This is a genomic window from Undibacterium sp. Di27W (assembly GCF_049340345.1).
Classification (GTDB): Bacteria; Pseudomonadota; Gammaproteobacteria; order Burkholderiales; family Burkholderiaceae_D; genus Undibacterium.
Map to the genome: position 1 here is coordinate 1 of NZ_JBMPOS010000084.1, position 711 is coordinate 711.

Genomic DNA, 711 nt, shown 5'->3' on the forward strand with positions numbered 1-711 from the left:
TTGCTTCAACATCAGGTTCATCACCAAGAACCGGTTATAGTTCTTTACTACTTATGAGTATTACTTTAGCGTTTGCCGTATCTCAAGGAATTTGATTTTTTCTAAAACTTGTCTTTCGACAGCTTTTCAAACTCTTTTTAATACTATGTTTGTTCGATACAATCACAACCCTTCCATAATTTCCACTCACAACTGTCGTTGCAAGCTTCTCTTTACAGAAATAATTTTGATTATTTCTACTTTACTTCTTCTAAATTGTTAAAGAACGAGAACTACTTTTATTACTATGTCTTTCGCTTTGAAAGTACAAACCTAAATCTCTACGCCTTCACTACGGCACTGACTTACGTTTGCACTGTCGAGATCTTGTGGTGGGTCTGGTTGGGCTCGAACCAACGACCCCCGCGTTATCAACACGGTGCTCTAACCAACTGAGCTACAGACCCGATTCCTATACTTCTACCAGAATCTTGGTGGAGGATGACGGGATCGAACCGACGACCCCCTGCTTGCAAAGCAGGTGCTCTCCCAGCTGAGCTAATCCCCCTTTCGGGAACATGATCTCTTACCTGTGTTCTCTATTCATCATTAACAGTCAATAAGTGTGGACACTTAACTACGCGCTACTCTAGAAAGGAGGTGATCCAGCCGCACCTTCCGATACGGCTACCTTGTTACGACTTCACCCCAGTCACGAACCCTGCCGTGGTA

2 tRNA genes and 1 rRNA gene are annotated in these 711 nt (G+C 43.2%); all 3 read right to left on the minus strand.

What is annotated here, in order from left to right:
* Positions 1-369: 369 nt before the first annotated feature.
* Positions 370-446 (minus strand) — tRNA-Ile (locus ACO0LF_RS31385).
* Between the two features lie 25 nt (positions 447-471).
* Positions 472-547: transfer RNA gene (locus ACO0LF_RS31390), tRNA-Ala, on the minus strand.
* 85 nt (positions 548-632) lie between these two features.
* A 16S ribosomal RNA gene (locus ACO0LF_RS31395) occupies positions 633-711 on the minus strand; the annotation flags it as partial.